The following is a 26,194-nucleotide window of genomic DNA, read 5'->3' as shown; positions in this document are numbered from 1 at the left end:
AAAGTCTGTTGCCTGAAGCATTAAGAGATGAGAATCCACTGAACCTGCTGAGACTCGTCAATGGGGAAATGACTCAAAACAGAATTTAAAAGAGACGACAAGAACAAGAATGCGGGGAGCTTTATTCATCTCAGTGAGTTGCCCGCTTTCAAAAACGATAGATAGCCAAATACATTATCAAATGCTTGGAATAGATGAAGTATGAATTTATCTGTTTAACCCAAATAACAATGATTTCAAAAATAAATTAAGAAACATTTAAGGATGAATGTATGAAAACACTTGTGAAATTTTCATTAGTAATAGGGACCTGTATGTCTTTTTCACCTGAACTATTAGCAAATGAATTATTGGAAGATGGTCAATTTGATTTAATTAATCGTAATTTTTATTTTTATCGCGATTTTAGAAATGGAGCTTTCAATCCTTCCGGTGCGAACACGCAGTTGCCAGAAGAAGATAAAGAGGGCTATCGTAGTGAATGGGCACATGGGGTTATTGCAAAATATACTTCAGGATATACTGATACTGCCTTGCAAGTAGGATTTGATGCTTATGGCATGGCAGCAGTAAAACTATATAGTGACGAATTTAAAACCGGCACAAACTTGTTAGAATTTGACTCTGCAACAGGTAAGACTAAAAGCTTCAATGGAGAAATTGGAGGTGCTCTAAAGGTCAAATATAAGGACACTATATTGACTTATGGTAATCAATTTCCCAATGTTCCAGTTATAGCCACCAATACCTCTCGCTTACTCCCATCTGTAAGTACGGGTATAACTTTACAGAATAAATCTATAGATCATTTGGAAATAAATGCCGGTTATTTTTATAGTATGAATCCGGTAGATTCTACGAAGGATTTAAACTTTTTTACCACAGATTATGGTCCAGCTGCTGGAATTAAAGCGGATAGTGTCAGTTTTGCTGGAGGAACATATAAATTACCAAACTCATCAGTAACCGCCTATGCTTCTGAATTAGAAGACGTGTGGACACAGCTCTTTCTAGGCGCAGATTTCCAACATGCTTTTGAAAATGACCACAAACTAAAAGCTGCCTTTGTTGGATATAGTAATAAAGATACGGGTAAAAAAATTGCAGGCAATATTGAAGCAAACATTCTGTCAGGTTTAGTGGGATATCAAATAGATCAGCATATTATTTCTTTTGGATATCAGCAGGTATTTGGGGATGAGCCTTTTGACTGGGTAGGATATTCAACTATAGGCGGAAATGTTTCAATTCTAAATGCAGCGCAGTTTGCCAGTTTTTCTGAAGCAAAAGAAAAGTCACTACAGCTTAAATATGAAACAAGTCTTGGCTCATATGGACTACCAGGCCTAAGCTTAATGGGGCGTTATATATATGGTTGGGATGTAGACAACAGTAATAGTGATAATAGTTTTTATAGACAGAGATTTGTTTATGATCCAACCAAAGACAATAAGCATTGGGAACGTAATCTTCAAATTTCTTACAAAGTTCCAAGTGGATTTGCTAAGGGTTTGGATATAAAGTTACGTCAAGCTACCCATCGAGCCACCAAAGGTTATCGTTATAATGATATTGATGAAGTACGCGTAATTATTGAGTATCCATTGTCATTTTAATTATATGCATGTTGTAAGTTCTAGCAATTAATTAGTGATTCACAATTTGATTAGGCTTTGTTGCATAAATATCTAAGACTATGATTTTTTTAATTCATTTTTGGATTAAAAATCAAACAAATCTTTAAGAATCAGCATCTTGAAGAATGTTTATGCAACAAAGCCTCTTTATTTTATAAGAAAACTTAGCGTTCTTTATTAACCAATACATCATAAATAATATGCGCAAATTGCTTCATCTTCGTAGGATCACTCATCAACTGTGTCATTTGCTCCATATGCGCTGCATTACTGTCTAATACAGCATCATCAAGCGCCGTATCAAACTCACCTAGCATGGCCTGTTCACGAGTGTTGTTATGAATCTGTTTCATCATTCGTGTGTTCTCGGACATCTTGTCAGCAATGGTCAGAGCATAGTTGATCATGTCTTTCTCTGTCAGATTGTCCGTCACAAACAGATCATTCATCCGGCTTAAAATCTGCGACAAAAAGTCTTCTTTCTTGTCTTTCGGCTTTGCAGTACCCAGTTCATTACCAGGTTCAAGTTTATGCTCAGTACTATCTGCTTTAAGCTGAATATCCTGCTGACGAAGCTTAGACAAGCGGTAATGGCTCATCGCCACATTGCTCAGATCAATCTCATCTTCATCTGCTGCTTGTTCACGCAGCATTGGGCGTAGGTTACGCGCAACAAGACTGAGCTTCTCAAGTTCTTGATCGTCATACTCCACGATCTGAGACATAAACTCATAGAAACGGGTAAAGCTACCTAAGTCCTTTTTGAAGATTTCCAGAGCATCACGGGCTTTCTTCGCTTCTGCAAACTCATTTTCAGCATTGGCTATCAGTACAGCGTCAGCTGTCTGCTTACAGCGTTCTAAACGGTTCTTGATGACATCATAATCATTGATGGCTTGTTTATAACAATGCTGCCAGCGTTGTAAAGCGGGCTTACAGATGTTTGCGAGGGCTGCACTGGATTTATTTTTGCTGTAGAAGGCCTCAACGAACTGTTCTACCTCAGTCCAGAGGAAAATACCTGAGGCTTTCAGCTTTTCAAACAGATCATAAACCTGATCGGGATTGGATACATCCGCCAGTTCTGCTGTTTGATAATACGGCTGGAAAGCATCGAGAATGTCTTGTGGATCGTTAAAGAAGTCCAGCACAAAGGTGCCTGTTTCAGATTTCGCAGGATAGATCCGGTTTAAGCGCGATAAGGTCTGTACACACTCCACGCCACCCAATTTCTTATCGACATACATTGCACACAGTTTTGGCTGGTCAAAGCCAGTCTGGAATTTATTCGCCACAATCATCACCTGAAAGTCATCGCTATCAAATGCCTTACGCATCTCACGACCTTTCAGATTCGGGTTCATATTGCTTTCAGTAAATTTCTGACCTAACAGATGGCTACTGTCTGCATCATTGGCATTAAATTCTACATCGCCTGAGAATGCCACCATGGCTTGAATGTTGGCATAGTTCTGTTCAGTAATGTATTTATCAAAGGCTTGTTTATAGCGTACCGCTTCTTTACGAGAACTGGTCACCACCATGGCTTTGGCTTGTCCGCCGAGTAAGCCCATAATATTTTTCTTAAAATGCTCAATAATGATATGCACTTTTTGCGAGATATTATGATCGTGTAAGCGTACCCACTGATTCAGCTTGGTCTTGGCTTTCTTGGCATCGACCTGAGCATCTTTTTCTTCGATCTTCTGCTTCAGCTTATAGATCACTTTATAGTTGGTGTAATTCTTCAGCACATCCAGAATAAATCCTTCTTCAATCGCTTGGCGCATTGAATAGACATGATATGCCACAGGAATATTGGTTTTAGACGGCGGCATGCTTGGATCGGGCAAGCGTCCAAACAGTTGTAAGGTTTTATCCTTTGGGGTTGCGGTAAAGGCATAGAAGCTTAGGTTTGCACTGCCCTTACGTGATGCCATCACCGCATCGAGTACATCTTCAGAAGAAAGCTGTTCATCTTCATCACGCTCTTCAATCATCAAAGTTTCTTTGAGCTGACGCGCCGTGGAACCGCTTTGCGATGAATGGGCTTCATCGGCAATGACGGCGTATTTACGTTCTTTTAAACTGGCGCTGTTTTCAATAGCACGCAGTACAAACGGGAAGGTCTGAATGGTGACGATGATAATCGGCTGGGCCATTTCCAAGGCTTTGGCCAGTTTCTCGGATTTTGAGCCATCACCTTCTTTATTGTTAATCCGCCCCACGACACCATCGGCATGTTCAAACTGATAAATGGTATCTTGTAGCTGTGCATCCAGAATGGTTCGGTCTGTGACCACAATTACAGAATCAAACATCTTTTTATTGTTGGCATCATACAGACTGGACAACTGATGCGCCGTCCATGCAATCGAGTTGGATTTACCTGAACCTGCACTGTGCTGAATCAGGTATTTTTGTCCTGTGCCTTCAGCCAATGAATCTTTAACCAAGTTATTCACCACTTTCCATTGGTGATAACGGGGGAAGATCAGGCTTTCTTTTTTGTATTTGCGCCCTTCCCAGTCTTCCTTTTCTTCAATCTGTAAATGAATAAAGTTACCCAAAATATTCAGCAAGCTATCTGGGGTTAGGACTTCATTCCATAAATAGCCTGTGGCATATTCATTCACATCTTCAGGCACATCATTGCCTGCACCTTGATCTTTGGTGCCTTTGTTAAATGGTAGGAAGTAGGTGCTGTCACCATTTAAATGCGTCGCCATATAGACTTCATACTGACTGACGGCAAAATGCACCAATGCCCCACGCTTAAACATCAGCAAGGGTTCAGGCTTATTGGTTTCAGGGTCTTTGGGCAATCGGGTTTTTCGGTACTGTGTCATGGCATTTTGCACAGCCTGTTTAAACTCGGACTTGAGCTCCAGAGTTGCCACAGGAAAGCCGTTGATAAACAGTACCAGGTCAATCCGCCATTTTTTGGCTTGCTTGCCTGTTGCCTCTAATTCAGCTTTGGATGTGTATGGGCTATACACCAGTTCAGGCACGACACGGCAGATATTTTGCTGATAGCGCTGATTCAGTTCGGGGTTTAAACCATGTTCAGGTTTAAACTGACAGAATGAAAAGCGTGTGCCACGGGTCTTGATGCCATGACGGAGTATGCCCAATGTGCCATAACTGCGGGATTCAACATCGGTGGCATTGATATCGGCTTTTTTAAGCTGAGCCACGACGGTATCTAAAAAATGGCGTTCGGTATCATTCGGGAAGATGTTTTTAAATTTCTGCCACTCGACCTGTTGGGTCTTTTGTACAAAGTCGAGTACGTCTTGCTCATACAGGGCTTTTTCACAATTGTAGCCCTGCCCAGAACCCACAATCCAGCCATGCGATTGCATTTGCGCAATAATATCTTGCTGGAAAATAGTTTCTAAAGTTGCATCCGATCTCATGTTTCCCCTACCCCTAAATACTCAAATTTCTTTATTACTGTTCTATTTGCCAAATAGGATGGCTTTGCCAATTTTCAGGGAAGCCCATCGCTGTTTTTGATATGTTGTGATGTGTCAAAAGCAGATCAATCAGACGTTTACGCCATGTATGCTGCGGGGCGATTTTGTCCATGAAATAGAGTAGAAATACCAGACTGTTATAAATTTTTCGATCTGCTGCGTTGGTATTTTCAAAATTGCATTGCACCCGAAGCCCCATCGGCTTACTGCGCGGCTTGGCAATGGTTTTGGTAAATTTGCGGTTCCATAGTCTTGAATGATGAGCACAGGTATTTCTTAAGTAGACAAAATGCTGCAATAAGCCTTCAAACTGTTTTTCATCGCAATCAAAATGACTGGAAATGGCTTTACGTGTCTGAATCGGTGCCAAGAGCTGATACCATTTGGACAGTTGCCCAAAACTCATGACTTCGCAGGTTGCCCAAATCGGTGGTAATTCAGGATCATCATAAGTACGTTTATAGTGTTCTATAAAGACTTCATCTGCCCGGAACACTTCAGTTTTCAGTGATTCGAGTAAGCTTTGCCATCTAAAGGTGGGTTTAAAGTATTGCCCTTGCAGATAAGCATGACAACCATGCCGATGTGCCAATTCATAGGCAAAACGGGTACGAACGGCAACCTCCAGGCGTTCTATGGCATCTAAGATGAGTAACCTTAATTCACGATCAAATACATACAGCGCTAACACCTGTTCAAAACTGGTAATTGTGCATCTTGCTCATTGGCAAACTGCATGCCACGCGCTTTTAATAGCTCAATTTGCTCAGCAAAGGTTTTGGCAGGCTTGTTAAAAGATTTCATAGATGGCTTGCCCTGATTGTTATATTTTTTAGGGCTCCAGAAACAAGTAACCCGACAGTTTGAGGATGCAATTGCTTGCCTAGCCTTGTCGGGTGTTGTTGAGCATATAGTGAATCATTGCAATTATTTATGCAATGATTTTTTGTATCTGCTTGATTCCACATTTGTTTGAGGCAACTGAGAATATTCATGCGCTAAACTCCGTTTTAGCCTCATTATTGTTATTTGGATTTTGCCAATTGCGTACGTCGATCTTTCCTGTATCCCATCATAAACTTCATGCTCCTCAATCTCATAAAAGCTCCTCAGCTTCACTTGAACACCAGTAAGCTGGGTTGCTCTTTTCACAAGCTCTTCTGAGTAATCAATTGCATCAACCTCATGACCTTTGTTTTTAAAAGCTAATGTGTCACGTCCAGCCCCACAGCCAACATCAAGGATACGAGCACCCTCTGATACCTCAGCTAAAAATGGTTGGTATAAGCTATCCATATCCACATGTAACGTGGCTTGTGCAAACTCATCCGCATATTGATTGTAATAGTCTATTGTTTTCATATTTTAGGCTTAGGCTAAAGACTAAACTCAGTCTACTAAAAAACAAAAAAATAAGGGAACAAAAGCTCCCTTGTTATTCTCGCTCTGCCAGCTTTTTCTCAATCCATTGATGGATCTCATAAGCTGACCAGCCGATACGGTTCTTGGTGATTTTTACTTTCTTCGGAAAAGTAGGATCATAATAAGGTGAGTTCTCATCCATCATTTCATAGATGGTGGAACGCCCCACACCAACAAAATTTACGACTTGTTTGATGCTAATAAATTGGTTCATCTGAAAAGTCTGACCTACAAAGGCATTCATGATGTTTACTCCTATCTTATGATTTCGAGCAACTCGCTCATGAGATACGGCAATGTCGTAAGGTTTTACCCTGCACCATTTAGTTCAAAGCTGTCACTGATCCTTTCAATCCCTGCTGAATATTAAATTCAGGCTGCGTTTCCTCAATCTGCTGGCCTTCAACAGGCTGATAAAACTCCTCAATTACATCCAAACCTTCCTCCATGTCTACGTCCATCCTTCCATTCCCCAAACCCTTCCTTGCGGTAAAGTCTAAAGCCTCCTGATAAAACCCCGCCTGCTTACTCTGCTCATCAATTTGCTTCGCCTGAATAATCGCTTCATTCAAGCTAATTCCTTCCCTTAACGTTAGATCCACGTAATACACCGGCTGACGATAACTCTGTGTCGTACTCTTGCCCCGCAATATCAATTGCAAGGGTAGACATGACAACAAGCCTCCTGAAGCTGCATGGTAATAACTTAAGCGTGCTGCCAAAGTCCTAATACTATTAAAGCCTGTAGTTCTAAAGATGAAGGTGCCAAACTCATCCGATTCATCTAAATTCACATGCAAACGCCCGTACGGCTTGCAATTCCCTCCTTGAGCCAATGGACATAAATCAGGGGATGGACAGGGAAGTTGCTCCACGCCTTGATTGGTTAAACGTTGGCAGGTTTCCCCATTACCGACACAGACGGGACGACCGGTCTGACGGTCAAATAAGGTGTATTCTGCACGTAGGTTTAAGTCAGGATCATTGAAGATCATGCGAACAGGGATGGAGCGCAACTTTTGATTAGGCGTATTGGCTCGAAGCTGATCATCCAATGGATGTTTGACCCAGCCTTCTTTGCTTTGAATCTGAGAAGTAATGGTGAACTGGTCATCCTTTTCAGGCAATCGCTTGCCATTCTTTTCGATCATACGACCGATACTGATACGCCCCAGGATTGGTGGAGTAATTGCTAAACCTTTAATCATGTTGATATTCCTTAATGTATTACCTTACAAATTTGGGTCTATCTATGTAGGTCGGAACAAGGACCAAATAAGTTACCCAAAGAATGTAGAGCCAGATAAAGTGCTACAGAAATCGCGACCGATTTGCTCTCTACCGAAGGGTAGAGAGCGGGGAGCGATTTTTGTGAATTTTTGATTTGGTGCTGTAGATAGGGCTTAGTCGGTATAGATGTTAAATCGACGACTGCCCTGCTTTTCAAGTGGATAAAGCTCGATGAGTTCAGGCTGGTGCTGAAGCAATGCTTTGGTATTGAGGCTGATAGAATCCTTGGCTTTCTTCCAGACTACTGAGCCATGAGCAAAGACTGCCCTTTCCTTGTCTTGCATCATCATCTGAATTTCATGTTTAAGCTGGTCAAAGCGTTCCTGCTGATGCTGAATCTCTTCCTTCATTTTGATGAGCTGGTCGAACATCAAATTGGCATTTTCATTTTGCGAGAGATCCTCTATGGTTAAAGGTACATGCGCTGGATAAAGTTGTTGAATCGCTTTAGCTGCGGATTCACTGGCATCCACGGATGGTGGTGTATCCTTTTCCACGCATTCCCAGAAATATCGTTCTGCTTGAACAATATGTTCAATCACTGATTCAGACCGTGTCACTTTGAAGATCTTGGTTTCATGCCCACAGATCAAGACACAAACATGCGCTGCCTGTTTACCAGTCACCGCCAGTTGGTGTTGTACCTGACATAGCACATATAAAGGCACACCATCACGCCACAATTTTGCTCCATGCTCACCTGCTGTTTTGCATTCCAAAATTTGGACTTCATCACTGCCGACCACGCTGTAATCCAGATTGGCTAACATAAAGTATTTATCGGGATCAGGATGCTGAAGTACTGCATTGATCCGTCGCACCTTGCTATGGGTGTGCATGCTATAGAACTCTGCCACCAAAGGTTCCAGCTGCTTACCCCAATACAACGGTGCCACACCTGAACTTTCATCTTCTATGGATGTAGTCTGCCGTCCGGTTTTGATCAGCCAGAGTTCAAGCATCGACATATAGGGATTGAGACCACAGGCAGTCGCGGCATCACTGCTGCCAATGCCTTGCTTACGAACTTCGAGCCAATCCTGATATTCCATTCCTTTGGTATTAACCAATCGCTTGGCTGCTGTTGAGCGTTTAGTGGTGATAGTTGGATTGACTACGATCTTTGATCCTACAGTCGTAGGCTGATGGGAAATAGATACAATTTGATTCATGGAATTATCCTTATAAGTTCTGATCTCTGTAAAAGAAATGCATAAAAAAGCCATACCCGACACGAGGTCGGGTATGGCGATTTGCTTGCTGTTTTAATTGAGAGGGTTACATGAGTGCTCTGACTAGCATTTGTTTGGGGTAACTTGATTTCGACATAAGTGAGTCAATTAATTTCAGGCGATCAAAGCAAGTGCTTGCTCCAATCCTCGTTGCTTCACACCTGCACCTGCACCGAACCAGGCTGAATCAAGACGGTGATCTGTACTCATGGCACGTCGTTCATGATCCACAAATTCTGTAATCGAACACAGTAAACCATAAGCCGTATCTTTAGCTGATGACAATTCAGCACCACGACCTTGACCATTGAACATCTCCAAAGCTTTATTCATGGCGCGACCATTCGGTTCAGGCTTTTTCTCCTGAACTTGCTGTGCGACATTACGATAGAACTGAATGATGTTTTCTTCAGGATCAGAAATTGACATGGTGCTGTTATTGAACACGGCATCAAAGTAAGCCTTGGCTTCCTGTTGACTCACCTTACGCTGCGTGAGCTGTTTCATCTCATACATGTGCTCATCCCATGCACGCACTGAAATACCCAATTGCTGTTTCACTTTCTCTGCGTCAAACTTGGTACTATGTGGGACCTTCACCACTCCAGCACTACTGCTCTGTCCACGTAGCGCAATAGCTAAAGTGTTGTTACAGACCACCCGGATACTGGTGAACTGTGCTGTCGTTGCCAAGGTGCCATCACACGCAGTAGCCAGCAGGATATAACCATTACTGACATCCTTAGACTTTAAAGCGGAACTTTGACCTGTACGTGCCAAAGCCCAGAACTTCTTCCCGCCTTTCAAAACCCCTGCGGTTTCTAACTCAAAGCCAGATTGCTCAGTCAGATCCCGGTAGAACTCCAGAATCTCTTTAGGCTGAACTTCCTGATAACGCTGACTGACTACAGATAAAGGTGCATGGGTATCTGAACGATACAAGACACGCTGCTCTTCAAATGGCATGATGATGCTCTGACCACGCTCATTCTGTGCCATATAGCTGACGTTAGAGGATTCTATCCGCCAGTCCATCCCAGCTTGCTGTGCCCAAACTTCGAGTGGTTGGTTCGGACTGAGTTGATTACCCAGACCATGCCAAGGGGTTTCGCCAACATAGGCGATTTGTTCGATTTGATGTGCCATCGTTCTTATCTCCTATGATGATTCAACGAAAGTTTTGCTGACAGTGGTTGCAATGGTAATACGTCAGCGTGATCGGCTTTTTAGGCTCATCAAACACACTACTGAATAGGCCACCAATGACTGCACCTGCAAGCCCGCCAAGCAGTGGTGATACAGGCAAAGGTAAACCCTTTGAAATGGTTGCACCGATAGTTGCGAACGATGCAGATGCGGCTAGACCTGTAGAATCAGACCCACTCACCTGCTGATTCACTACCTGAATGACTTGATCCGATAAGCAATAAGGACAATTTAAACTCATAATATATACCTCTAGAAATGACAAAGGCTCACCGATTGGCAAGCCTTGCAAAGTTAAAAAAACTCGTTTTCATCTAGATAATGTATATTTGAGATTATTTTCAACTCATTGAAATGTACGCATCTTGGCTTTGCATTTCACACGCAGATGTTGCGCATCTTTTTCAGGCCGTACTAAATAGCGCACAGCATTAGCCATTTTTTCTACTTCACTAGAATTATTTCTGTGGATTCGACCAACACCTAAAATACCCAATTCCGTGTATTCTTGGATCTGCTCAGGATCATGACAGTTAAAAAAGTATCTTAACTTGCCTGTGATGAAATCGATTGTAAGCAGTTTGCAAAGGGCAGAGCTCTTGAGGAATATCATGCCATGTCGCACCCGTACATAGCTTCCATAAAATAGCTTCTATGATATTTTTACTGTTTTTTTGAGCAGTAATAACCATGTAATCTTATAGTATCTTGAATTTGCTACTAAATATTATCGGCAAGAAGAGTACGGGCAATTGAAAAATATAGAAATGAAAAGAGCTTAAAGGAGAATTTATGGCACCCACGGAATAAGATTAACTTTCAATACGATATTGGAAGGTATTTTTAACATTCGACACACTGGTCGGTTTGCCATCGACGAGACGAGGCTGATATTTAAAAGTGAGAGCAGCCTGAATCGAAGGTCGTACAAACATCGGATGGCAGTCGCCTTGTGCCTTTGGATTTTCTACCCGTCCTTTTTCGTTCACGCTATACACCACCGTACAATCCCCCTCTAGCTGACGATCCAAAGCTTGTTCAGGATAAGCTGGTGCTATTTTTGTAACAGGTTGATAATTTTTAACATCAAATGATTCAGGATGAGTTTGTGCTTTAGGTTCTACTGATTTCTGGGTCTTCGTCTGAGTTGGTATATCCGCTTGAGACTGCGTATCTACTGTTTTCTGAGATTCCGCTACTGCCGTTTGCTTTTCCGTCACGACTTGCTGTGTCGGTTTAGACGCTGTAGGTACAATTTTGTTGCTCTGTGACTCTACAAACTTCTTGGTGGTTTTCGGTTGGACTTCAGTAGGTTTCTCAAGCTGTTTCTTGACAGGCTCATGTAAGGGTTTTTCTTCGACTATCGGCTCAGGCTTTTTAGGTTCAGGTTGTTGTTTGGCTGGAGGGGGTATTTGCACAAATTGTAATTGAATGGTTTTCGGCTTGGGTTCCGCCAATGTTTCATGCATCTCAACCGTACATAACCATGCAATTAGCGCAATATGCAATCCAGCCGTGACCGAAAGTGCTAGGCCTTGATCACGAAACCTAATTTTGGAAACGGTTGTCATCATGATTGTGGTTCCTCTGTCACTAGCCCCAAGTTCGTTACCCCACTTTTTTGCAAGGATGCTATGGCCTGTGCAACCAGTTGATAATCAGCATCCTGATCGGCACGTACATAAAACTGTAAGCTTTTATCTTTTTGAATAATCGGAACGAGCTTTTGTTGCATAGTGGCTAAATCAATGGCCTGATCCGTAACTTTCTCGGTATTCACTTCTGATCCAATATTCCAGTAATACTGGCCATTGGCTTGAATAGATAAGGTTACAATACGCTGCTGTTGTGACGCGGGCATGACATTGGCATCCACTTTAGGCAAATCAATTTGAATGCCTTGCGTCAACATTGGTGCAGTCACCATAAAAATTACCAACAACACCAACATGACATCAATATAAGGAACCACATTCATTTCAGCATTGGGTTTTAATTTTTGAGGACGCTTAATCATGGTTCTTGCTCCTTAACGCGAAGTGCGCTCAGTGTGCCCCAACAAACGATAAATACGCGTTTGCAACTCATTGGCAAAACCGTAATAACGACTGGAAAGCTTGTCAGCACGTGCCGAAAAGCGGTTATACGCCACGACCGCAGGAATAGCGGCAAATAAACCAATAGCTGTCGCAATCAGCGCTTCTGCAATCCCTGGTGCAACTGTATTGAGGGTTGCCTGTTCAACGGCAGACAGTCCAATAAACGCATTCATAATGCCCCAGACCGTTCCAAATAAGCCTATATAAGGGCTGACTGAACCGACTGTTGCGAGAAAGGTTAGATTCTGCTGAAGCTTTTCTTCTTCTTCACTAATACTACTGAGTAAACGACGTTCTACCCCATCAATCACATCACTTGTGGTGAGTTGCTCATCTTTGATCAATTGATGGTATTCATCCACCCCATGTTGAAAAATGCTGACAACGCCTTTTTGTTGTTCAGGCTGTTGGTAATCTTGCTGTAAAAGATTGAGATCTTTTTGCTGTCTAAAATTCTTTAAAAAACGGTTCCAAAGCTGCTCTTGTCCACGAAGTAACATGCCGTGACGCACGATTAAATACCAACTTACGACTGAGGATAAAACCAAAATCAACATCACTACTTTTACCAACACACTGGCATGGCTAATCAACATCCAAACTGACATTTGATCCATCGTTGCTTGCATAACGCACTCCAATTTTTTTACTGCATGGTGCAGTACATATATATTTTTAAAATGGGCTGTGATTCTTTAGCAGCCCATGTACTCACTCAGGTACTAAAGTACTAAAGAGTTATTTAGTCCAAATGCAGCGCTTGGGCGATTTTTTCCCAAGGCACATATTTAAAGTTCTGATTGGTTTCAGGCATACGTTTACGTCCGTCTTGCACCACCAACATGCCTCGCTTCCATTTGCCACCAAAATTTAGGGAACTCACATCTAGTCCATCTGTTTCAGACACAGCGTCAATGCCTTTGTCGGTATTGATGCCGATACGAAATGCGCCAAGAACCGTGTAAGGTGCAGCAGCATCAAGCACCACAAAGCTGTCATTGCCTTGGCTTGAAACCACCAAATAACTTTGGTTTTTGCCGTGATAAAGTCCCATCCCCTCAATGTCATCATGCATCACCTCTCCTACACCTATCACCTGCTGCATAGGAAGCTGAGTTTTTGGGTTGAGATCTTTTACCCACACCGCGACATCTTCTTCACCCAAGAAAATACGCCCTGTGGCATCGTCTACGATACAGCCTTCAGGTTGAGTTTTCACTGAAAAACGTTGTACTTCTTCAGCCCGTAATTTTTGCTGTGCAGCCGTGATGTGGTATTGAACAAAAGTCCCATTTTTATCGTTGGGAATGGCATAAATTTCCCCTTGAGCGTCGCGGTACATGCAAATGCCATAAATATCATCCAATGTGGTTGTTAACTCGCCAAGCACAGAAACCTTGCCCGTTTTGGGTTGAATCGCAAAGAGATGCAGGCTGTTATGATCTCGGTTCGATGCCACCGCCAAATCGACTGTCTGATTGCCCCATTTAAAACCGTGGCGTACATCGACATTATTCAATCGCCCTACTGGCAAGTACTGCACAGTTTTGCCCTGTAAGTCGTTAACCTGTAGACCACCTTGTTTATCTGTCGCTAAAATACGGGACTGACTCGGCTGTGCAGCGTTATGCCAAATCGCAGGATCATCAGCCGCATCACCTGTACTTGGCACGCCCTCCGTCTGCACTTCTGCTGGAATAGTGATGATATTTTGGGCTTTGGTCTGGGTCTGAGTTTCCCATTCCACATCTGTCACTTTCACGGTTTTATCATCTAAAATCAGCAAGGATTTATCTGTTAAATTACCTTGAACACTCAAAGTCTCTGCTTCTTTCACCGTATCTAGTTGTAAAGGCGGCTGTGCTTTCCATTGCTTATCTTGCTTTTGATAACGATAAAGCAAAGGTTTTTCCGCATCGAGTACAGCGACATGATCATCTACAATCGCAATTGCAGAAGGTGAACCTTGAATCGAACCAAAGGGTTGCACGAGATCCACCGCCTGACGCACCATGTCTGCTTCGGAATGAGCTGGATATGCCCAAACGCCAACATTCGCTTCATTAATAAACAGCTCTGCTGTGGCATCATACACTTTGCATACACTACTAGCAGGTGGAAAACTGAGACGGCGTACCAACTGTGGTTGACTCAAAGCCTTCTCATGCTGAGCCACCAACCATTGTTCACCAAGCCCCTCTTCGCCTACTAAAAAAGCAAAACTCAGCCCTTGAGCATCGGTATATAAGCAAACATCTTCAGACTTAAATGAACGCTTTGGAATAAAGCTGGGTTTGTCCCATGCTTTATTTTTTAAGTTCATGCTCATCAGTTGAATTTGCTGTTGTTGCAAATTTGACGCAGCAATCAATAAACGCTCCGAACCAATCCGATAATCAAAACGCCCAAACTGACCTTGAATTTGATGTAGTACATTTTGTTGATCATCTAAGATTTGTAGCCCTTTGTTTTTACTGCTCAACAGTGCGGCAACTTCAGGCCATGCACTCAAGCTTAACCATTGCACATCCTCAGTTTTTGCCCCATTCATGTCGACTTCACGTAATTGCAACTTCGCTGCCATAGGCTGATCTATTGGTATTTCAGCCGAGCTTAACGACTGGCTATTTTGCGGAGCTTGGGGCACGCTGTGCTGACTGCATGCGCTCAATAACAGCAAGCAACTGCTTAAAGCAGACAATTTAAAAGATGAAAATTTCATAGAGACACTCAAAATTGGGCAAGGAAACTCAGGTCTGCTTTTACTGAGCAAACCTGAGAACTAAATTTAATTCGACTTAAAAATGGGTGTAGGTCAGTGCAAGTTTGTATGCTGGGCCATATTCTTCATATTGAGCGTTATAAGCCTTAGAGCCTGCATAGTTGTAATAAGTTTCATCGGTGATGTTTTGCACATCAAACGTCAATTGTAAGTTTTTAGATAAATTCACATGACTACTGAAATCAAGGAAGATTTGGTCATCGGTATAAATGTCTTTTTCTGGCGTGTCGATATCACCTAATGCATACAAATAGTTCGATTTATAATTTGCTGAAAGTCGTACACCAAAGCGCTCATTTTCCCAACCAATCATGGCATTACCGACCACATCCGACTGGTTTGGTAAATGAATACGACGGCTCAGAAGTTCGCCATCTTTCATCGAATCAATATCCGCCTCTGACTTACTAAAGGTGGTATTTAAACCCAACAAGAACCCGTTCCATGGTGCTCCTAGATGGTCAAACTTTTGTGAGTAGGCAAACTCCATCCCGTACAGTTTTGCTTCATTACCATTTTTATAGGTTATAGCTTCATCAAAGTCAGCCCATTGCCCTGTTCCTGCAATATTGGTGTTATAAATAAAGTTATCGATATCTTTATAAAATGCGTAGAAACCCACCATACTGGCTTTGCCAAAATACTTTTCCACCCCCAAATCAAAGTTAGAAGATTCTAAAGGCTTTAACATTGGGTTACCAAACTCAGCTTCATCGCCATCGATATAAACACTTGGTGCACTTTGCGCAAAGTTTGGACGTACCACACTATTGGTCCAAGCGGCACGGAGGTAAGCGTTATCGGCCAATTGATAACGTAAATGTAGGCTTGGCAACCAATGATCATAGTCATTTTTATATTTAGTCGCAGTGATCACATCATCGTTGAACTCAAAACCACGTGCTTCAAAGTTGGTATTTTCATAACGTAAGCCTGCAATCACACGCAGTTGATCCAAATCAACGGTATTCATGACATAAGCCGCTTGTATGTCTTCATTCGACTTAAAGTCATTAATGATTGAACCGTCAGCAACCACATAATCATTTGGATTTAATCCACTGATTTTATCTTTAATAGCGTTTTTATTAATGGTTGGACCAAACTGACCCAGTTCATAATGGCTGTTTGAATTGAAATCTGAACTTGACGTACTGAGATCTTCATATTTCCATTCATCGGTATTGTTGGTTTTTTCACGTTGACTGATTTTTCCGCCGAACTTCAATGCAGCAGCATAATTCCCCAGCATATAGTCTTTCAAAAAGTCTAATTTACCGTTGTATTCTTTATCGGTGGTTTTAGATTTTTCCCACGACACCGAATCTAACTCATAGTTGGCCGCATCATAAAAATCTTGGTCTGCCGTAATTACAGGTTTTTGCGTACTATTAAATCCAACATTACTAAAATCACCTTGGTATTTTGCCCCCGAAATTCCCCCTGGATTTTCCTCCGATGCTTCGCTATAACCGAGCTGACCTTCCACCGTCCACGTGCCAAAACCTTGCTTACCACCGAGGACAAAAGACTGTATTTCTTGTGTTTCTTCACGGCTCTTCAGTGAACGAGTCACTTCTGCATCACCACGCTGGCCTGCAAGTTGTGGATCAGAAAATTCAGCCGCCACTTCCTGACGTGATTCAGTGTCTTTAAAGCGACTATATAAAGTTCTTAAATAGTATTCGCCTCTGTCATTCGGACGGTAATCAAAGTTTAAACCCGCACCAATGCGCTCACGCTCGATGTCATATTGACGCATTGCGGTTTCTTCAAGTGCGTCACCATCCCAAGCCCCACCCGTTTCAACATTGTCCGAGCCAAATTTTCGGTTTTGATAACTCAGTGCCAGTGCCACCCCAAGGTTGTCTTGCCCCTCACCAACACTGAAACGATTACTGATAGCACCAGATGCTTTAGGGCTATATTTTTCCCGTTTTTCATCATAACCACCTTCAATCGTTCCCGTATAAAACAAACCGTCATGGTCAAAAGCCGATAAACTTTCAACCTGCACCGTACCACCTAATGAGTTGGCATCCATGTCTGGTGTCAGCGTTTTCACCACAGCCAATGACTGTACTAGCTCTGAAGGTAAGACATCCAATGCTACGCCACGGCGATCGCTTTCAGGCGCGGGAACCAAAGTACCATTGATGGTTACTGCATTTAAGTCAGCGCCTAAACCACGAACGGAAACAAAACGTCCTTCGCCTTGGTCACGCTCTGTAGATACACCTGGTATCCGTTGCAACGCTTCTGCGGCATTGTCATCGGGTAATTGTCCAATGCCATCGGCATGTACCACACTGCTGATTTGGTCGGCACGTTTTTGTTCTTTGAGTGCTTTATCCATACTTGCAGCTTGACCAATGACCTGTACATATTCCACCGTGTTATCTTCGGCATGTAGATGCGTCATGCTCAGCATTGACAGGACCAGTGTGCTGAGCTGAAAACCCGCACGCTTATGTTTCATGAAACGGCTCTGATTATTTTGCATTATGTTCTTCCCCTCAAGCCAAAGTGGCATGGTTTGAACGCACAATAGAAATTGAATGTGAACATGATGTGACAGTGCCTTTTACGATCTGTCCTTTTTATTTGTTTTTGGCCTTTTTCAGCAAAAAATGAGCTAATTTGATCTGTATAGAGAAAATACTGAGCATACAGAATGATGCATATTCACCTCAAAGATAGGGTTTTTCAGCATTTTTATTCTCAAAAATCAAAAATACCCTGATCTATTTTGACCCTAGCCATTGCCATCAAACTGTCATCTAAATCTGTTTAGCTTGGGCGAAAATAAATCATTTCAAAAAATGCTATGCCTAAATACTTTGCTTACTACCGCTGGCCTTTATTATGTGTAGCGACTGCCTGTAGCTTATCCCTTTGGTTGTTTATCTTACTTGGGCAGAGCAAGTCATTTGCTGAATGGAACTGGGTCGATATTTTAGGTGAAGGGGGAGCAACTGTTTTTATTGGTATTTGGATTTTCTTTATTATTAAAAGCCGTCCTTTGGGCCGTGTAACCAACTATATCTTTTATGGACTGTGTTTTATTTTTTTCCACATGTGGATGGACAGCTTAGATGAGTTTATTCGCCTGCCTAAAGAAATCATGTGGGATGCATGGCTTGAGTCCATTCCTTTTCCAATTGGACTGTATCTATTTACCATCGGGATTTATTTTTGGCATCAAGAAGAACAGGCAATTTCTAAACACATGCAAAAACGAGAACGTATTTATCGGGATCATCGCTTATTCGATGCACTCACCCCTTTGGCCGATGCTCATTATTTTAAAACACAGCTCAAAGCCGCAATCGAGCAAAACTTGCATGAACCCAGCGACATGTCCGTCATACTGCTAGATATGCATAATTTTAATCAGATTAATCAAACACATGGCTTTGATGAAGGCACATCTATTTTACAGCATGTTTCACAATTGATTAGCTTAAACTTACGACCACAAGACCTGCTCTGCCGCTTCGCAGGAGATCGTTTTATTATGTTGTTACCAGAGACTAAGCTACAACAGGCTGAAAAAATGGCTGCTCAACTTGAACGCATGCTTATGGTCAGTGCTTATTATCAACGTGATCTGTCTGTGCACATTCCTCTAAAAGCACTCACGACCTGCTGCGCTGTCGGACAATACCAAACTGCCCAACAACTCTTGAGTGCCTTAAATCAGCAATTGCTCCAAGTGAAGCAGTACTACTCACCGAAGCGAGTCATGGTATGAGCTTTGAATGCGACTACAGCTACATTCCTGCGCATCATCAATTGTCTATTTTAATTGATTTGGCAGCGAGTCATGAAGTCGAACATCACGTCCTGCTCAGTGGCAGCAGTATTTTCTTAGAAGATATCTTTTCGGGGCAAAAACTAATTAGTCAACAACAGTTACAACAGGTTTTAAAAAATGCTGAACAGTGTTTTCGCAATCAGGACATCAGTTTTTTATTTGGTCAACGCAGCCTAACCACCCCCTTTAATGACGCCATTAAATCCATGCTTTATGCATCGACCTTCGATGAGGCACTTAGCCGTTATTTAACATTTTCCGCGTCCGTTTCACCTTGGTTATGCCCTCGACTCATGTACAGTCAAAGCCATATTCATATTTATTGGTTAGATGAAAACAAGCTTGAAAATCGCTTTTTAATCGAAAGCGCAATGAGTGCAGTACAAGCGTTTAGCCGTCAACTGTACCAAGCCAAATTAGCGTGGAAATTCGAGTTTAATTTTTCTGAACCGGATTATATTGAACAATATTGGACACATTTAGGCAGTGCTTTAGAGTTTAATCGCCCGATCAACATGATGAGCCTACCTCGCGATTTGATTTATGAAAAACTTCCCAATGCCTCTTCGACCTTAGCTTCAATCAGTTATCAATATGCGCTGAAAGAAATGACAGCTCAAAATATTCAACAGAGTTTTTTGCTCAGTTTGCACCAATATTTAATGCAGAATATTCAAAATAATATTCAACTTGAACAAACCGCTGACTATTTTCAAATGAGTTCTGCCACCTTAAAACGTAAACTGAAAAAGCATCAGACCCATTTTCAGGCGCAACTCGATCAAAGTCGTTTGCATACTGCCATCATTTTATATCGTGTACATGGTTTTAAAACTGAACAGATTTCTCAGTATTTACAAATTAACGATGCCACTAATTTTCGACGTGCGTTTAAGCGGTGGAGTGGTTTAACCGTACAAGCGGCACAGTCCTAAGCGCTTATTTTTCCCAAAAAAATCACGGGTATTTCTATTGTAACGTCGAAATTAAAAGTCAAAAACTCATCGGCTAATCACTAAAGTCCGCATAGTCACGTTCGCTGTATTTTTCTGTTTGTGTCCAAGGTATAGCAACATGTTGGCCAATTTTGCGCACGGTAAAGGTTTTGGCATAGCCTGAGGTCGGTTTGAGCAATTCGTATTTTTGAACCAGTTGATCCTGTTCACTCCATATAATATTCAACGTTTGCCCAGCACTGCGTATTTGATAATGCGCTAACTTCGGATCACGTTGAATCAATTGTGCTCGCTTTAAAATGTCAGGATGAATCAAACTATATTCACAGCGCCAACAGTTTTTCATCCCTAGCATTTCTTGATCGACATCCTGCAATTGCACCCGCATTTTTTCATCTGGCAAAATATAAAAACGCTGAAACGGACTTTCTACGTTTGCTTGCCCGACTACATCTTTGCGCTGCATCCACTGAATTGCACTGTCAAAACTCACATGCTCATGGGTGTCTGTTTTGGCAGACACATGAGCGTTGCTATGTGTCTGGGCTTCGTCAGCATGCGTTTGTGTGTTTAAACGTTCAATCCAAATATTTTGCTCATCTCGAATTATTTTCTCACTGTATTTTTGAATGGTCGTGACCCCATTGGCATCCAATCGTTCAATCTGATAATCAATACGATATTCATCGGCCGACCATACCCATGGACTGAGCAAACTGAAAGACAATGCTAAGAATTTCATTTTGAATTTGAACGGCCGTATAAATCTTGTATCCATTAGAATCCAAACGCCTTTTTCAATTGCTCAAATACCCATGTATTTTCTTGTGTGCCTTTGAATAGATTTGAATTCTTTCCTTCAGCAAACAGCATCACATCTCCGCCGCCATGTGTTTCGCTTTTCGTCAGTTGTACCCCGACTTCTTGTTTATAGTCGTCAGCAAAGGCTTGCTCGTTGCTAATACTGTCACGAATATCTAAACGTTTACCCGTACCATTTCCAAAAACAAGCGTCGTTCCTGTTGCCCCATTTACATCGCGGTATGGATTATGTACTTGGCCATCAGCCAGCACTTTGCTGTAAGCATTTTGCTCTTTTGCAATATTATAGTCATAGCTCAGCCCCAAAATACCTGGATTAGTTTCCGTCGTTTGACCCGTTCGTGCGGCATAACCATTAAAGGTCATCACATGGTCATGGTCTGCCGTCACTACAATCAAGGTATTGCTCAAATCCACTTTATCCAGTGCAGTTTGAATTGCATCATTAAATGCCTTGGTTTCCTGCAATGCCCGTTTGGCATTATTGGCATGTAGCGCATGGTCAATACGCCCACCCTCAACCATCAAGAAATAGCCTTGTCCATGACTCTGTGCTTGCAGTGCATCAATCGCTTTACTGGTCATCGCCGCCAGACTCGGTTCAGTCTCTATATTCTTCTTGAGTCGGTCCAAATCAAAATTTAAATGTGACTGTGTGGAGAATACGCCGAAAATTTTCTGAGTATTGACCGTCTGTGCCAAATCACTTTGGCTTAAAACGATTTGATAACCCTGCTGTTTAAACTCTGCCAATAAATCACGACCATCCAAGCGCCCTTTGGGGTTAGAGACTGCATCATAAGGCGTCCAATGATTTAAGCCGCCTCCCATAAGGACATTAATACCATCCAATAAGTTTGGATTATAAGCTTTACCTTTTGGAACAGCTTGAAGCGCGATATCGTATTGCGCATCACGGTGACAGATATGTGCATAGGTTGCCGCAGGTGTGGCATGGGTGAGTTCGGTCGTCGTCACTACGCCAACCGCTTTACCCTGCTTTTTTGCCAGTTCTAAAATACTTAACGCAGGCATCCCTGCGACCATACTACTGCCCTGTTCTGGACAACGGTTGATGGCTTTCGCTAAGCTTTTGCCATTCGGCAATTTTCCTTCTTCAGGTTCGACCGCAACCGTTCCTGTTGTCATGGCAATCACTTCATTTTTATTTTTCTGCCCAGTCATATAGGCACCCATAGAGGGAGCGCTATCTGTGGTTTGACCATCCTCAGAATAGGTTTTAATCCTTGCTGCGTGCTTCATGCTGTCCATGGCCAGTTTGCCATTTTCCCCCACAGCATAAATACGACTTGCCGTCACTGTGGTTGGTCCCATGCCATCGCCTAAAAAGAATATAACGCTTTTCGTCGGTGTAACTGTGGTGTCCGCAGCATACAAAGCACTTGAAGAAATCGACGCTGTAAGCAGAAGCATCATGTATGGGATGGTTTTTAAAGTATGTTTCATGTGATATCCCTCTGCTATAAGCCTGTGATCTTACGAATGAGGTGATTGACCTCAATATTTTCAAGGCTACCTGAGAACTGATCGGCTCCCTGACCAATCGCACCTAAAAACACATCTGCACCGCCATGCGTTTCTTTATCTTTATAGCCCGTTTGAATCACAGCTTCTTGTTGGAAATCATCCGCAGCAGTGCCCGTACACCAACCCGTTTCAGCCAAAGGATAGGTGAAACTATATTTTTCACCTTGTGGTGCCTTTGGCCCTTGTACAGGATGACAGACATCAGTGTCTTTTAAGTTCAGTACCAAGTCATCCATACGGTTTTGAGTGGGGCGTTTTTTGCCCGTACCAAAACCGATAATCGGATAAGGTTGACCATGAATATCTTGAGCAAAGCCCGCTTGATCATAGTTTTTTACCAATCCAAGCACACTGGTTTCCTTACCTTCGACGTATTTTCCTGTACGCTTGGCATAACCATTTAAAACCAAGGTGTGATCATGGTCGGCTGTGATTAAAATCAGTGTATTTTTAAGTTCAGGATCATTTTGTTTAAGCTTTTGAATGGTTGCTTCTAAAGCATCATTTAAGGCAATCGTGTCTTGTAAAGCACGTTTGGCATTGGTGTCATGCAGCGCATGATCTATACGCCCGCCCTCCACCATCAGGAAAAAACCTTTTTTATTTTGCGTCAGGATGTCTAAAGCAGACAGCGTCATTTGCTTGAGACTCGGCTCTGCCAAGTTTTTCTTGGTGCGATCCAAGTCGTAATTTAAATGGCTGTGATTAAATAAACCCAATAATTTTTCATTTTTCGCCAGTTGCACTTGGGACAGTTGGTTTTCATCAAAAACCACGCGGTAGCCTGCCTTTTGCATCTCGGTAATTAGATTGCGCCCATCAGTACGTTCTCCACCTGCATCTTTAGGCAAAAATTGACGCTTACCTCCACCTAAAACCACATCGACTCCATCTTTGAGTTTGAGGTTATAGCGTTGATAATCATCGCCTTTTGAGCTCGGGACCAACTGTGATGCAATGTCATTTTCAGCATCACGGTGGCATATATGCGCATAAGTCGATGCTGGTGTGGCATGCGTGATCCGCGTTGTGGTCACAACCCCTGTCCCCCAGCCCTTTGCTTTGGCTAATTCAAGTAAAGTCTGTGTGTTTTGCTTATTTTTGTTTTGTGGGTTACTAACGCACTGGTTATTCCCTACTGAGTCAGGTTCAACCGCAATCGTCCCTGTCTGCATCGAGATCACCTCGTTTTTCATCTTCACACCGGTCATGTACGCGCCCATCGAAGGTGCGCTGTCCGTGACTTGCGCATCTTCAGAAAAGGTACGAACAAAAGCAGACTCAGGCAGCCGATCAATCGCCAACTGACCATCTTCACCAACAGCATAAATACGTGAAGCGGTAAGCGTGGTGATGCCCATACCATCACCCAAAAAAAAGACCACACGTTTCGGTTGTTGGACTTTTTCTTGTTGGAGCTGTTGCTCTGTATTGGCTTGTTGATTTCGCGTTATCGTAGTAGTTTGACAAGCGGTAAGCAATAAAGCGCTGAAACTTATACATACCACGCTGATTGTTTTTAATTGGAATTTTTCAAGAGAACCGAGCATGGCATCAACCCATCTAAAGATGGCTGAACCATACGCCGCAGATATTTAAATAAGATGACATTTAACTACTTTTTCATTTACTTGCTAAAAATAACCCGAAACCTATTTAAGCCAAGGATTCCATTACTCGAATGTTTAGCTTATTTTGATAACATCATTAGTAAGCATATAAAGATGCATAAATTCCAGCTAAGTACACTTCAATGCTTCTCGCTTTACTGAGGACTAAATTATATTACCCTTTTAATGAGCTGAATAAAGTCTCTATTTTATTACGATGCTTTAAATGATATTCATCATATATGGAGATTAAAACAGATTTCATATTCTTTCCGTTATATGCAATTAAATCAGTGCTTTATAATTTTATCTGCTTGGATGATAATCCTCCCATAAATAACTCAGCGGACGCTTACGATCCAGCGTACTGCGACGATAACCATAGATGCCATAACTGGCCTCATAAGAAGAATGGATGAGCTGTAATAACCGCTTATCTTCAATCGTCCTGCCTGATTCGGGCTCATGCAACCAGGCATAGTAACCAGCACGAGCGATCTTAAGGACCCGACACATCGTTTTAATCTTAAATTGATGGCTGTATTCCAGGATAAACTGATACTTCACTCGGGCAGGCTTGCAAAGCGGCGTGAAAGCAGTGCTTTCACTTTAAGATATCCCGTTCCTCTTCAGTCTGTTTAAGCTGACTTTTAAAACGTAGGATTTCTTTCTTTGCTTCGCGTAGTTCATGTTCATCAGAGTTGTTACGTAAAGGCTGTACCGCCTTTAGCCATTTATAAATGCTGTGCTGTGATACACCTAAACGCTATGCTACATCAGTGACAGAATATCCACGTTCATTAATCAATTTAACAACTTCATCTTTAAATTCTGGAGTATATCGTTGCCCACTCACAATATTCTCTCCTATGCAAAAAGAATAGACTAAACTTGTCTAGGAGAGTAGTGACAGTCCATATCTAACTAAAAGGTATCTATAAAATCGGTGGCTATTTACCTGCTGTATCTGAGATTATTTTCATTTAGCGTCTATCATACTGCGCTCTTAACTGACCTTTACCAAATACTCTTCGTCCTTTTGGCTTTACACGTAAGTATTGAAGAGTACGTTTGTGATGATCAGTAAGGTATTCCATTGCCTCAATGAAATTTGTCACTTGGGTTGAATCACGACGATAGATTACACCAATCCCCAGCTTATTCTCTCTTCGAAGTTTCGCTACACGTTCCCGGTTCCAACAATTATAGCCTTGACCATAACCTCTAGTAATATCCTTCCATAACTCAATAATTTCATTCCCCCAATATTCCGCGCTTCCAGCACGGTAGGCATTATCATAAATGATTGCTAAGTGACAGTGAAAACCTTTACTTTTACCGCCTTGCTCCACTCCCCATATATACCCGATCACATGTTTAAATATGCCATCCTTATTCTGGATACGATTAAGCAGTATATCTAAGTCCTTATAAATATCTTCAACTCTAATTCGACTAGAATATTTTTGCAAATAACCCAAGTCTACACGAGCAACTAATATTCGACTGCATTTATTAAGTATTGATCTACAATATTCCTGCACTTCAATTTTATTTTCATCTTTCTGTTTTTCAATAGTTTCATAATCTTTCTTGAAAAGCTCAAATAAATCTAAAAACCATTTTCTTATCTCTCTGTACCCAATTATCTTTAACTCACCCATAAGTTCAAGATAACCAGAGTCTATTCTCTGTAAGTCATATCTCAGAATTACAAAGAATTTAAGATAACCTGTATATTCATCATCAGGATCATAAATATCATTAAAGTCAAATAATAGATCTATAAGCTGTGAATAGAATCCATCCCATTTTGTACGTTCTCTTTTTAAACGTTTTAAAAATTTCTCAATCTCAAGTGTAAGTTTTTCCTGATTAATTGAAACTCTCATGTTTAAACCTATGTGTGATAGTTACATAAGAGATAGGGAATTCAGTATATATATACGTTTACTTCACAATAAAATGTTACCTAATAAACGATTAGATTAATAACCAAAGCTTTAGGGAGTCCAAATTCCTCCTGTAGTGCAGTACCTATTCTCCACATGAAAAACTTTTCCTCCCTGCTCTACGGTTAAATTCATGCAGGCCCTAGTCTCAAAAAAGCTAGAGTTAAGCTACAACCTAATTAATAGCTACTAAAAATGTCCATAAGCTAATATTTTTAAGCATTCAACGTGAATTCAGTATTGAAAAATACTAGATCTCTTGCGAAAGTAAAAAATTGTTTATACTAGCCCCATGAAATATGAAAATTTAACTAGATTTAATGATGGGGAATTTAAACGACT

General features: G+C 41.8%; 20 protein-coding genes and 4 pseudogenes. 4 read left to right on the top strand and 20 right to left on the bottom strand.

Features of this window, described 5'->3' with window-relative positions; genetic code table 11:
- Both NI462_RS13815 and NI462_RS13810 read left to right on the top strand, forming a co-directional pair.
- A pseudogene (locus tag NI462_RS13815) lies at positions 1-89 on the top strand (ketoglutarate semialdehyde dehydrogenase); the annotation flags it as partial.
- 183 nt (positions 90-272) lie between these two features.
- Positions 273-1,616: an OprD family outer membrane porin gene (locus NI462_RS13810; protein ID WP_104426529.1), complete on the top strand. Its 1,344-nt coding sequence runs from the start codon at positions 273-275 to the stop codon at positions 1,614-1,616.
- Positions 1,617-1,801: 185 nt separating this feature from the next.
- Here the strand turns inward: NI462_RS13810 and NI462_RS13805 are convergent, their stop codons facing one another.
- The 14 genes and pseudogenes from NI462_RS13805 to NI462_RS13745 all read right to left on the bottom strand — a co-directional run bounded on the left by NI462_RS13805 (position 1,802) and on the right by NI462_RS13745 (position 17,650).
- The gene (locus tag NI462_RS13805) at positions 1,802-5,056 is read right to left on the bottom strand and encodes a type I restriction endonuclease subunit R (RefSeq protein WP_253161085.1); all 3,255 of its coding nucleotides are present in this window, start codon (positions 5,054-5,056) and stop codon (positions 1,802-1,804) included.
- Between the two features lie 34 nt (positions 5,057-5,090).
- On the bottom strand, positions 5,091-5,807 hold the full coding sequence (locus NI462_RS13800) for an Abi family protein (RefSeq protein ID WP_253161083.1): 717 nt from the start codon (positions 5,805-5,807) through the stop codon (positions 5,091-5,093).
- 374 nt (positions 5,808-6,181) lie between these two features.
- Positions 6,182-6,478 (bottom strand): annotated as a pseudogene (locus NI462_RS13795) (class I SAM-dependent methyltransferase); the annotation flags it as partial.
- 73 nt (positions 6,479-6,551) lie between these two features.
- Positions 6,552-6,782: a helix-turn-helix transcriptional regulator gene (locus NI462_RS13790; RefSeq protein WP_224467263.1), complete on the bottom strand. Its 231-nt coding sequence runs from the start codon at positions 6,780-6,782 to the stop codon at positions 6,552-6,554.
- Between the two features lie 79 nt (positions 6,783-6,861).
- Entirely contained in the window at positions 6,862-7,746 is an 885-nt protein-coding gene (locus tag NI462_RS13785; protein ID WP_253161081.1) for a recombination directionality factor, read from the bottom strand.
- Between the two features lie 195 nt (positions 7,747-7,941).
- The gene (locus NI462_RS13780) at positions 7,942-9,000 is read right to left on the bottom strand and encodes a YqaJ viral recombinase family nuclease (RefSeq protein ID WP_253161079.1); all 1,059 of its coding nucleotides are present in this window, start codon (positions 8,998-9,000) and stop codon (positions 7,942-7,944) included.
- Between the two features lie 174 nt (positions 9,001-9,174).
- Positions 9,175-10,206: a DUF932 domain-containing protein gene (locus NI462_RS13775; protein WP_163170354.1), complete on the bottom strand. Its 1,032-nt coding sequence runs from the start codon at positions 10,204-10,206 to the stop codon at positions 9,175-9,177.
- Positions 10,207-10,228: 22 nt separating this feature from the next.
- Entirely contained in the window at positions 10,229-10,507 is a 279-nt protein-coding gene (locus NI462_RS13770; RefSeq protein WP_163168537.1) for a hypothetical protein, read from the bottom strand.
- Between the two features lie 292 nt (positions 10,508-10,799).
- Complete coding sequence (locus tag NI462_RS15150; RefSeq protein WP_163168538.1) at positions 10,800-10,958, bottom strand: transposase; 159 nt, start codon at positions 10,956-10,958, stop codon at positions 10,800-10,802.
- Positions 10,959-11,078: 120 nt separating this feature from the next.
- Positions 11,079-11,840, bottom strand: coding sequence for an energy transducer TonB (locus tag NI462_RS13765; protein WP_253161076.1), 762 nt, complete (start codon positions 11,838-11,840; stop codon positions 11,079-11,081).
- The gene (tolR, locus tag NI462_RS13760) at positions 11,837-12,283 is read right to left on the bottom strand and encodes a protein TolR (protein WP_086208627.1); all 447 of its coding nucleotides are present in this window, start codon (positions 12,281-12,283) and stop codon (positions 11,837-11,839) included. Before tolR ends, NI462_RS13765 begins: the two co-directional genes overlap by 4 nt.
- A 12-nt stretch (positions 12,284-12,295) precedes the next feature.
- Positions 12,296-12,994 (bottom strand): protein TolQ, encoded by a 699-nt coding sequence (tolQ, locus tag NI462_RS13755; RefSeq protein WP_049590884.1) that lies wholly within the window; start codon positions 12,992-12,994, stop codon positions 12,296-12,298.
- A 113-nt stretch (positions 12,995-13,107) separates the two neighbouring features.
- Positions 13,108-15,087: a phytase gene (locus NI462_RS13750; protein ID WP_253161074.1), complete on the bottom strand. Its 1,980-nt coding sequence runs from the start codon at positions 15,085-15,087 to the stop codon at positions 13,108-13,110.
- 76 nt (positions 15,088-15,163) lie between these two features.
- Entirely contained in the window at positions 15,164-17,650 is a 2,487-nt protein-coding gene (locus NI462_RS13745) for a TonB-dependent receptor (RefSeq protein ID WP_253157170.1), read from the bottom strand.
- Positions 17,651-17,974: 324 nt separating this feature from the next.
- Between NI462_RS13745 and NI462_RS13740 the strand changes: the two genes are divergently transcribed.
- Together NI462_RS13740 and NI462_RS13735 are read left to right on the top strand one after the other, a co-directional pair.
- Complete coding sequence (locus NI462_RS13740; RefSeq protein ID WP_163141003.1) at positions 17,975-18,901, top strand: diguanylate cyclase domain-containing protein; 927 nt, start codon at positions 17,975-17,977, stop codon at positions 18,899-18,901.
- Positions 18,898-19,899 carry a helix-turn-helix transcriptional regulator gene (locus tag NI462_RS13735; protein WP_005399817.1) on the top strand — a complete coding sequence of 334 codons (1,002 nt, stop codon included), beginning with the start codon at positions 18,898-18,900 and terminating at the stop codon, positions 19,897-19,899. Before NI462_RS13740 ends, NI462_RS13735 begins: the two co-directional genes overlap by 4 nt.
- A gap of 73 nt (positions 19,900-19,972) precedes the next feature.
- On the opposite strand, the gene NI462_RS13730 is transcribed toward NI462_RS13735, so the two are convergent.
- The 6 genes and pseudogenes from NI462_RS13730 to NI462_RS13705 form a co-directional block, all read right to left on the bottom strand.
- Positions 19,973-20,662 (bottom strand): hypothetical protein, encoded by a 690-nt coding sequence (locus NI462_RS13730; protein WP_228276958.1) that lies wholly within the window; start codon positions 20,660-20,662, stop codon positions 19,973-19,975.
- Positions 20,663-20,697: 35 nt separating this feature from the next.
- Positions 20,698-22,209, bottom strand: coding sequence for an alkaline phosphatase (locus NI462_RS13725; RefSeq protein WP_131273879.1), 1,512 nt, complete (start codon positions 22,207-22,209; stop codon positions 20,698-20,700).
- Positions 22,210-22,223: 14 nt separating this feature from the next.
- On the bottom strand, positions 22,224-23,840 hold the full coding sequence (locus NI462_RS13720) for an alkaline phosphatase (RefSeq protein WP_253161072.1): 1,617 nt from the start codon (positions 23,838-23,840) through the stop codon (positions 22,224-22,226).
- A gap of 106 nt (positions 23,841-23,946) precedes the next feature.
- Positions 23,947-24,192, bottom strand: a pseudogene (locus NI462_RS13715) (IS982 family transposase); the annotation flags it as partial.
- 59 nt (positions 24,193-24,251) lie between these two features.
- Positions 24,252-24,756 (bottom strand): annotated as a pseudogene (locus NI462_RS15230) (transposase); the annotation flags it as partial.
- 127 nt (positions 24,757-24,883) lie between these two features.
- Positions 24,884-25,792, bottom strand: coding sequence for a YagK/YfjJ domain-containing protein (locus NI462_RS13705; RefSeq protein ID WP_253161070.1), 909 nt, complete (start codon positions 25,790-25,792; stop codon positions 24,884-24,886).
- Positions 25,793-26,194: the final 402 nt, after the last annotated feature.

The organism is Acinetobacter lwoffii (assembly GCF_024129715.1).
Taxonomy (GTDB): domain Bacteria; phylum Pseudomonadota; class Gammaproteobacteria; order Pseudomonadales; family Moraxellaceae; genus Acinetobacter; species Acinetobacter lwoffii_U.
This window is presented reverse-complemented; position numbering and strand designations above follow the sequence as displayed.